The sequence below is a fragment of the Cetobacterium sp. genome (genome assembly GCF_048470075.1).
Classification (GTDB): Bacteria; Fusobacteriota; Fusobacteriia; order Fusobacteriales; family Fusobacteriaceae; genus Cetobacterium_A.
The window spans coordinates 1-7,916 of the sequence record NZ_DBGBQB010000351.1; the positions used below are offsets into that span (position 1 = coordinate 1).

The following is a 7,916-nucleotide window of genomic DNA, read 5'->3' on the forward strand; positions in this document are numbered from 1 at the left end:
CTATTAAAATAGGTATTGTAATCAAACTAAAAACAGTTGATAAAAAAGAACAGCTTGAAGTGATAAGAGGTTCTTTATTATATTTTAAAGAGTAAGCTATAACAACAGAGGCTGTAGGTGTAGCCATCATTATAGTAATAACCCCCAGACTAATACTGGAAAGCTGAAGAATCCCTAAATGGCTAACTCCAAAAATAAGGATTAAAACTAAAATTGGAATAAAAAGCGTTTTTATAAGAGAGAATTGCCAAGCGATAGAATTTCTTAAAGAATCTTTAATTGAAAGTTCTGAAAGTTTTAATCCTGCTGCTAGCCAAGCTAATGGAGAACATAGACCTGCAAGAAAAGCTAGAGGTTTATATATCCAAAAAGCTGTTTTATCAATTCTTAAAAATGCATAATTTTGTCCACTTATGTTTACTTGGGGAAGATATTCTTGAAATATCCATATAAAAAGCCCAATAAAGGTTGCCAAAATCACTGGATTTAAAAACATAGACTTTATATTTTTTTTATCCATTTTAATACCTGACATTTTAATAAAACCATAGGAGTAAAGAAGAACTCTATATGGTATGGAAAAAATAGATGAGTATATAACTCCAAGATCACTATAAAGTGCCTGTGCAATAGGGATACCGAAAACAGTTACCCCTCCAAATACGGACATTATTTTAAGGGTTAATTGCTTTTCTAAGTCCAAATTTTTATAGAAAAGATTACCGATACCCATTAAAAATAGATGTATTAAAAAACTCCAAATCAAAATATTTATACCATTGATAAAAGTTGCTTTATCAAAGTCTTTCATAAAGGCATTAAAAGACAGTGCAGGTATAGATATTGATAAAATAATCTCCCCAAGGGGAACTGAAAAAGAACTGTTCAATTTATTGGTTTTACCCAAATAAAAACCTAAAATCATGATAGAAATTGAAGATGACATCACTCCAATAATACTCCTATCAGATAACATAGAGATAATAGCATTTGTTGCATTCATTATAATTACACTCCCAAAAAAATTATTCAATAATAAGATTTTCCACTCTCATATTAAGAAAATCGATTAAACTTTGTGGATTAATTTTAATTTGTAATCCTCTTTGCCCACCACTTATAAGTATAAAATCTTTTTGTAAACAACTTTCATGTATCAATGAAAGATGTCTTTTCTTTATCCCTATTGGAGAGCATCCCCCTCTTATATAACCAGTTTTTTCTTTTAATCTACTTAACTCCAACATATCCACTTTTTTAGAGTTTACAGCAGAAGCCACTTTTTTTAAGTTAAGTTCATCACTTCCAGGAATACATGCGATAAAAAGTTCATCTTTATCATTTGTTAATGCAAGTGTTTTAAAAACTTTAGTTATATCTGCTCCAGTTTTAGAAGCGACACTTATAGCACCTAAATAGTCCTCATCAACCTCATATTCAATAACTTCATATTTAATGTTAGCCTTATCTAGCTCTCTCATTGCATTAGTTTTTTTTATAGCCATTTTATTGGCCTCCCTTCTCTAATAAATTATAATTTAAATTTTGTCCATTATTGTTGTAAAATAGTTTATAGTTCTTATTAACTTCCTCAATTTAAGGGATAAAAAATAACTTTATAAAATTATATACAATATAAGTGGTCAAAAATAAAATTTAATATTCCGACCTTGGTGTTGTAAAAGTGTGGTAATATTAAATTATACTCTGAATTATATCATAGATGAATAACTAAAATAAGTAAAAAATATACAAAAGTTGCTTTTTGCTGTAAAAACTTTTATAATATATTATCAACATATAAGGAGTGATAAAAATGAAAAAGGGAATATTGTCATTATTACTTCTATTTTCTTCCCTAAGTTATGCAAGTTGGTGGGGAGGATTAGATGGAGGAACTAGAGCTGCTATAGTTACTGGGTCTGCCTTAATTCTAGGATCGCAATACAATCAGAGTGAATATAGACATCAACAAGATTTAAGAAGATTAGATACTCAAATACGTAGAGGTTATGAGAGACAAGCTGTAATAGAAAATGCTAATCGAAAATATGGAAATATTGGAGCTCCAGCATATTACTATGAAGCCCCAAGATATAACAATCAAGGATATAATCGGGGATATAGCAATGGAAGAGGAGCTGGTGCTAAGGTAATCTATTCAGACCAAAGAAGCCAAATTTTAGAGATGGCTGATGGAACAAGAATAATATTGAACCAGTAAAAAAGGAGAGTTTTTTAACTCTCCTTTTGCTTTAAGAAAACATATTGATAAATACGGTTATAATAGATGCGTTGACAAAGTCTATGAAAAGTGATCCCACAAGTGGAAGGGCGAAAAATGCTGTAGGTGAAGGTCCATTTGCAGCTGTAAAAGACTCCATATTAGCCATAGCATTTGGTGTTGCTCCCATTCCAAAACCACAGTGTCCAACTGCCATAACAGCAGCATCATAATCTTTTCCCATCACTCTAAAAGTAACAAAGTATGCATACAGAGCCATAACAATTTTTTGAGCTAAAAGTATAACTACAAGTGGGATAGCAAGAGCTGCAAGTTCCCAAAGTCTCATAGACATAAGAGCCATAGCAAGGAATAGTTGTAAAGCTATATTTCCAACAACATTGATGGCATTTAAAGGTATCTCTAACTTAGCACCATCAGCTATATTTCTTATAATAGCGGCAACAATCATAGGACCGATATATACAGGAAGAACTATACCTAAGTTTTTAGCTAAAGGAGTTATGAACCCTCCAATTCCCATTGCTAAAACGATATAAACAATAGCTCTAAATAAAAGGTCTTCATTTAAAAGTAGTTTTGTTTCAGATGGGTCCTCATTTCCATCTAGGAACATCTCAACCTCTCTAGGAGATTGTAAATTATGCTTAGCCATAAGTCTTTTTCCAACAGGACCACCTATTAGACAACCAGCAACTAAACCAAATGTAGCGGATGCTATTGCAACAGACATTGCACCAGTTGCTCCAGCAGACTCAAGAACAGGACCAAAAGCTCCAGATGTACCATGTCCTCCTGTAAGAGGGACAGATCCAGCAGCAATTCCTATCAATGGATTTAAACTAAAAACTTTTGCTAAAGAAACGCCTACAATATTTTGAATAACAACAAGGATTACAGCAACTAATAGAAAGGTAAATACTTGGATTCCACCCTTTTTTAGCATTTTTAAACTTGCTAAAAACCCTATTGTAGTGAAAAAAGCAACCATTAAAAGATTTTTTAAAGAACCATCAAAATCAAAGACAAAAAGCTGCATATTATATCCAATTAGAGAGATAATAGAGAATATAACCCCACCGATAACAGGAGCTGGTATAAAGAATTTTTCAAAGAAATAAACTTTACTTTTAATCCATCTTCCAATTAGTAATAAACAAACTGCAATTGCCAAAGTTTCTGCCATATTAAATGTGTGTGTGAACATATGCTTCCTCCTAAAAAATGATTCGTTTACTAACTTTTATACTATTAATTGTACATAGAGTATATGAAATATACAAATATAAAAAAAATATACAGCATATTGATGCTGTATATCAATTATTTATTATATGTATTAATCATTTATTAAATATATATAACCTTAATAAACTCCCAATACAAGAGTATTCTCATTAATTACTTCTCCTGTATTTTTTAAATTTATTTTTTTAGAAAAAAGAGGACCATCATAGACAAAAGTATGATACTCTCCATTTTCTCCACAGACATCAGAGCCAGTTTCTCTAATCTTATCTAAAAGATCATAGCTTAGAGTTTCTCCTAAAAAGTCAGCGTTCATATTTTTCAAATTAACTTTTTTAATTATAGCCTTGTATCCTAAATCAATAAACTCTTTAACAAGTGCCTCTCTTTCCTCTTGCCACAGTGGAAATATAGCTTTAAGCTCCGTATTTTTACATCTATCCTCTCCCCATTGTCTGTGGTGTTCAATATCTATATCACCAAAAACGCAAGCCTCAGCACCTAAATTTTTCATATTTTTTAAAGCTGCTTCAAATATACTTTCATAATTGTCTCCATCACACTCTACTAGAAGCAATGGAATACTTGTAGCAGATGAAACCTGCTTTAAAAGATTAGCTGATATATCATGAAACCAAGAGTCTCCTTTATTTTTATTAACTGTTGTCATAAGAGCAATAGGTTCATAACCCTGTGAAATTGCTTTATGTAAAGATAACATACTATCTTTTCCTCCGCTGAAAGAAACGACAACTTTTATTCCCATACTAAGCCTCCAAATTATTTTATCCGTTATGTAAATATTATAGAAAAATAAGATAATAAAAACAAGTTAAATTTACTCAAAAAATATAATATCTTTATATTTATCCCTATATCTCTTAAAGAAAACCTTCCCAAAGGAGCAGATAGGGACAATTTTAAAATCATTTAATATAGCGTAATCCACAAGAGATTCAGTAAGAGTAGTAGCTAAATTTTGGTTACGATACTCCTCTTCAACCCAAGTTGATTTTAATTTAATACTTTTATCACTGTGATCAATAGAGTATAGTAGTTCAGCCACTTCCATATCCTCATTATCTAAAATATAAAATTTAAAATTTTGTTCATCATGTATAATTTTCATAAAAGCCTCCTCAAAAAAATTCTTCTTAAAATAGTTCTACTCTGAAAAGAGAGTTATCTTTTTTAAATAAAAGGAAAAGTTGGTAAAAATAGTAGAAAATTAAAAAGGCTAAAGGAGTAAAAATGGACTTAGTAAATGATAACCTAGATATGTGTATAAAAAAAATTGCAATACCCTCTAGTGTAGGATTTTTATTTAATACACTTTTCAATGTAACCGATACATATTTTACAGGCTTTATAAGTGTAAAGGCCTTGGCAGGGTTGGCATTATCCTTTCCGGTTTTTTTTATTTTAATCTCCTTAGGTTCTGGATTGGGTATGGGTCTCAGTGCTTTAATATCCAATTCCATTGGAGAAAAAAACAACTCTAAAGGATTGGAATTAGCAAAAGATGGTATGTTTTTAGGTATTTTAACAGGGGTATTGATAACTATTATAGGACTCAAGTATAATAGGGAACTTTTTTTATTGATGGGTGCTGGAGAGGAGGAACTAATCTTAGGTATGAGATATACTAAATGGATATTTATTGGTTCTGTTTTCTTTTGCATTAACTCCATATTTAACGGGATATTGGTAGCTCAAGGAAATACAACTATCTATAGAAATTTTTTAATAATTGGATTTTTTGCCAATGTTATTTTAGATCCATTTTTTATATTTGTTCTGAAAACAACAACAGATGGTGTTGCAATAGCAACGATTTTAATACAGATGGTAGGAAATATATATCTATATCAGAAAGTAAAAAATTCTCCATTGATTCAAGAAAAAAGTTATAGAATAAAGATACCAACTTTAGAGAACACAAAAGCGATTTTAAATCAGGGAGTACCAGCTAGTTTCAATATGATGACAATAGCTCTGGGTGTATTTGTTATAAATCACTATATTCAAAAGGTTGGTGGAAGCTCCGCTATTGCAGCTTATGGAATTTCAACTCGGATAGAACAGCTATTACTATTGCCAGCTATTGGTTTAAATAGTGCTGCACTGAGCATTACTGGTCAAAGTTTTGGTGCAAAAAATTTTGAAAGAATAAAATTGGTTTTTTTTAAAACTATGTTTTATGGAGTTATGATTATGAGCATAGGGATGATTAGTATAAATTATCTATTACCTTATCTATTTGAAATTTTTACAAAAAATTCTGAAGTTTTGGAGTATGGAAAAGGGTATTTTTCTGTGGAAAGATTTACGTTTAATTCATATATTTTTATAAATATATGTGACGCTGTTTTAAGAGGGTTAAAATATCCAAAATTTTCTATGATAATGGGATTTTATAGGCAGTTCTTAATGCCTATTATCTGTTTTTCAAAATTTATTGAGATATTTCAAGGGATTGAGGGGCTTTGGATAGGAATTTTGATTATAAATTGGAGCGCAGCTTTTCTCTTTTTAGGTTATTTTATGCTGGTATATAAAAAGTTAAAAGAAAAAAGGAATAATTAATGAGCTATCGTAAATAACAAACATATGAACTTGTATAAACTAGAGTTGAGGAGGTAAAAAAATGGCATACAAAAAATCATTTTCAGAGGTAGAAAACAAATATTGGGGAGATTATAAAGCTAGAATGTCTAAAGCTCAGGGAGTTGAGGATGTAAAAAAAATATTTTCAATGGTTGTAGCAGATATGGTAAAAGAGATAGAGCCTAAATTGAATCCCACTTATGGTGAGTTTGACGGAGATTTTGAAATAGATGTAAAAGGTGAAAAACATTATAAGGTTGCTTCAAAAATAGCGGAGAATCCACTATATATAGAGCTAGTTGAGATTTCAGACCTACCTGCAATATTAGATAAATATTCAGAGATGGCTGTAAATAAGACTATACATCTATCAAGAAAAGAACCAGAGGAGAATGGTAAAAAAATAATACCTTAAGATAAAAAGTAATGAATTAAAAAATATTTAGCCCAAGAAATTTTGTTAAAAAAAGCAAATTTTCTTGGGCTTTTTGTATTTAAATCTCTTAGAACAAAGCCTATACTTTTTTAATTTTTATATTGTGCAGTCTATTACTAAAGTAATCATTATTATTAAGTATACTAATTTCAACTTTCTTTTCATATTTTCTCTCCTTTTAGTATTTCCAAAGATACTAAATTTTTAGTTGTTCCTATTATGGTATCATTTTTTCAAAAGTGTTTCTAGGTAACTTTTTAAAAAAACTTTTGTTCGCAAAAGTATCTCTAGTCTTATAGAAATTAGGGGTTAAAAAGAGAGTTATAAAAATAAATGTTCGCTACTAATAAAAAAACAGGTAAGAGAAAGGAAATACATTTCCATTTCTCCTACCTGTTTTAGTTATATCTAACTTGAAATTTAGCGATACCAGAGTATTTTCCCTCAGGGACATCAGGATATAATCCCGGCTCTATTCTAGCTTCAAATTGTAAATCTTTCCTACCAGAGGCATCTAAAGTTAGGTTCATTTCATTGATACTATTAGTATGACCATCAGTTAGTAATAAGAATAGAGGAACAGTTTCATTTCCACCAACTCTTTTCATAAAAACTTTAGATTCACCAAGAGATAGCTTAATATTTTGTCTTTGTCCACCTAAAATTTTAATCTTTCCTATTCTTTTTATAGGTTTTACTCCAGGCATAAAAACCACTCTTCCAAAATTCATCTTAGTTGGAATATTCAATTGAAGATATGTTATTAAATCAAAAGTATTAGTAGGGCTTCTCTGGTTTCCAGAAGTACTTCCAAAATTTCCATTGTCATTTACAATAGTAAGATTTCCAGAAAATTCAGTAGAAAGGGTATAAGTACCATCAGGAACACTCCAAGGTATGCCCACAACTAAATCTCCAGAGACTCTTGCTAATTGCATTAATCTACCAGAAGTTCTACCTAGAACTATATGTACGCCAAGTTCTGTATTACCATTTTTTTTAAGCTCAAGACGTTCAAATCCAGGGCCCTTAGCATTGCTAAGTCTTGGATCACTAATGCGAATACTCATTCCACTGGGAGCGCTTACTCTAAGTGGAGTTCCTTCAGTCTTAATATCTCCTTGTGCATTTCCTCTTTCACTTCCTATCTCCATTAAAGTTACATCATTTAGTGTAAATGTTAAATCTTCATTATATTGCCTCCAAACATATGTAGGGCTTCCAGTTCCAACAGCAAGCGTAGCTCCAAAACCAAGGTCTCCAGTTTGTCCTGCTAATTTATGGTTTATAGTTGGTCCTACTTCATATGAAAAAGCGAAAAAATATATAGAAAACAGTAAAAAGATAATTTGTTTTTTCATAAGACTTCTCCTATTATAG

The 7,916-nt window shown here is 30.7% G+C and carries 9 protein-coding genes; 3 read left to right on the forward strand and 6 right to left on the reverse strand.

Annotation, left to right across the window (positions count from 1 at the left end):
- Both ACMOUI_RS12205 and ybaK read right to left on the reverse strand, forming a co-directional pair.
- Nucleotides 1-1,003: AEC family transporter (locus tag ACMOUI_RS12205; RefSeq protein ID WP_418965967.1), on the reverse strand; the 1,003-nt coding region annotated here is incomplete at its 3' end.
- A 22-nt stretch (nucleotides 1,004-1,025) separates the two neighbouring features.
- Complete coding sequence (ybaK, locus tag ACMOUI_RS12210; RefSeq protein WP_418965975.1) at nucleotides 1,026-1,499, reverse strand: Cys-tRNA(Pro) deacylase; 474 nt, start codon at nucleotides 1,497-1,499, stop codon at nucleotides 1,026-1,028.
- 317 nt (nucleotides 1,500-1,816) lie between these two features.
- Here ybaK and ACMOUI_RS12215 point away from each other — a divergent pair, with 317 nt between their 5' ends.
- The gene (locus ACMOUI_RS12215; RefSeq protein WP_418965968.1) at nucleotides 1,817-2,224 is read left to right on the forward strand and encodes a hypothetical protein; all 408 of its coding nucleotides are present in this window, start codon (nucleotides 1,817-1,819) and stop codon (nucleotides 2,222-2,224) included.
- A 31-nt stretch (nucleotides 2,225-2,255) separates the two neighbouring features.
- Here the strand turns inward: ACMOUI_RS12215 and gltS are convergent, their stop codons facing one another.
- From gltS to ACMOUI_RS12230, 3 genes are all read right to left on the reverse strand, one after another.
- Entirely contained in the window at nucleotides 2,256-3,452 is a 1,197-nt protein-coding gene (gene gltS, locus ACMOUI_RS12220) for a sodium/glutamate symporter (RefSeq protein ID WP_418965969.1), read from the reverse strand.
- A gap of 159 nt (nucleotides 3,453-3,611) precedes the next feature.
- Nucleotides 3,612-4,259, reverse strand: a complete 648-nt coding sequence (locus ACMOUI_RS12225) for a diphthine--ammonia ligase (RefSeq protein ID WP_418965970.1) — start codon at nucleotides 4,257-4,259, stop codon at nucleotides 3,612-3,614.
- A 72-nt stretch (nucleotides 4,260-4,331) separates the two neighbouring features.
- On the reverse strand, nucleotides 4,332-4,622 hold the full coding sequence (locus tag ACMOUI_RS12230; protein WP_418965971.1) for a GNAT family N-acetyltransferase: 291 nt from the start codon (nucleotides 4,620-4,622) through the stop codon (nucleotides 4,332-4,334).
- Nucleotides 4,623-4,744: 122 nt separating this feature from the next.
- Here ACMOUI_RS12230 and ACMOUI_RS12235 point away from each other — a divergent pair, with 122 nt between their 5' ends.
- Nucleotides 4,745-6,079: an MATE family efflux transporter gene (locus ACMOUI_RS12235; protein WP_418965972.1), complete on the forward strand. Its 1,335-nt coding sequence runs from the start codon at nucleotides 4,745-4,747 to the stop codon at nucleotides 6,077-6,079.
- Nucleotides 6,080-6,140: 61 nt separating this feature from the next.
- Nucleotides 6,141-6,515 (forward strand): hypothetical protein, encoded by a 375-nt coding sequence (locus ACMOUI_RS12240; protein WP_418965973.1) that lies wholly within the window; start codon nucleotides 6,141-6,143, stop codon nucleotides 6,513-6,515.
- Nucleotides 6,516-6,934: 419 nt separating this feature from the next.
- On the opposite strand, the gene ACMOUI_RS12245 is transcribed toward ACMOUI_RS12240, so the two are convergent.
- Complete coding sequence (locus tag ACMOUI_RS12245; RefSeq protein ID WP_418965974.1) at nucleotides 6,935-7,897, reverse strand: hypothetical protein; 963 nt, start codon at nucleotides 7,895-7,897, stop codon at nucleotides 6,935-6,937.
- Nucleotides 7,898-7,916 lie beyond the last annotated feature (19 nt).

Excerpts from the sequence above, each read along its gene's own strand:
- ACMOUI_RS12245 (WP_418965974.1), bottom strand. The coding sequence starts at position 7,897 with ATGAAAAAACAAATTATCTTTTTACTGTTTTCTATATATTTTTTCGCT.
- ACMOUI_RS12230 (WP_418965971.1), bottom strand. The coding sequence starts at position 4,622 with ATGAAAATTATACATGATGAACAAAATTTTAAATTTTATATTTTAGAT.
- ACMOUI_RS12225 (WP_418965970.1), bottom strand. The coding sequence starts at position 4,259 with ATGGGAATAAAAGTTGTCGTTTCTTTCAGCGGAGGAAAAGATAGTATG.
- ACMOUI_RS12235 (WP_418965972.1), top strand. The coding sequence starts at position 4,745 with ATGGACTTAGTAAATGATAACCTAGATATGTGTATAAAAAAAATTGCA.
- ACMOUI_RS12240 (WP_418965973.1), top strand. The coding sequence starts at position 6,141 with ATGGCATACAAAAAATCATTTTCAGAGGTAGAAAACAAATATTGGGGA.
- ACMOUI_RS12215 (WP_418965968.1), top strand. The coding sequence starts at position 1,817 with ATGAAAAAGGGAATATTGTCATTATTACTTCTATTTTCTTCCCTAAGT.
- gltS (WP_418965969.1), bottom strand. The coding sequence starts at position 3,452 with ATGTTCACACACACATTTAATATGGCAGAAACTTTGGCAATTGCAGTT.